Annotated in this window: 1 protein-coding gene; it reads right to left on the minus strand. The window is 67.4% G+C overall.

Going from position 1 to position 656, the window contains the following annotated elements; translation table 11 throughout:
- Positions 1-591: tyrosine--tRNA ligase (tyrS, locus tag CFP71_RS42840; RefSeq protein ID WP_093939486.1), on the minus strand; the 591-nt coding region annotated here is incomplete at its 3' end.
- Between the last annotated feature and the right edge of the window lie 65 nt (positions 592-656).

The raw sequence follows: 656 nt of genomic DNA on the forward strand, positions 1-656 counted from the left end.
CTGGTCCGAGCCGCCGATCTGCAGCTTGCAGCCGTACTCGCGGTAGAGGTGCAGGTAGTCCTGCGACTGCAACAGCAGGTAGCTGAACTCGGTGTAGGACATGCCGTCGGCTTCGAGGCGGCGCTTCACCGTCTCCCGGTTCAGCATGGTGTTCACCGGGAAGTGCTTGCCGACGTCGCGCAGGAACTCGACCACGGTCTGCTTGCCGGTCCAGTTCAGGTTGTTTTCGATGACCGCGCCGGTCGGCGAGTCGTCGAAGTCGACGAACCGCTCCAGCTGACCGCGGATCCGGTCGGCCCACGCGGAGACGGTGTCCAGCGTGTTGAGGCTGCGCTCACCGGTGTCGCGTGGGTCGCCGATCATCCCGGTGGCGACGCCTGCCAGCACGATCGGCCGGTGTCCGGCGCGCTGGAAGCGCGAGAGCATCAGCAGCGGGACGAGGTTGCCGGCGTGCAGGCTGGGCGCGGTCGGGTCGAATCCGCAATAGAGCGTGAGGGGTCCTTGGTCGAGGTCTCGCCGCAGTGCGTCGGTGTCGGTGGATTGCGCGATCAGGCCGCGCCAGGTCAGCTCGTCAAGGATGTGCTCGCTCACGCCTGTAGATCCTCCCGCACCAGGTCAACCGACTATCGGCCGGGGGCGGCCGCCCGTCGCTTGCC

The organism is Amycolatopsis thailandensis (genome assembly GCF_002234405.1).
GTDB classification, from domain to species: Bacteria; Actinomycetota; Actinomycetes; order Mycobacteriales; family Pseudonocardiaceae; genus Amycolatopsis; species Amycolatopsis thailandensis.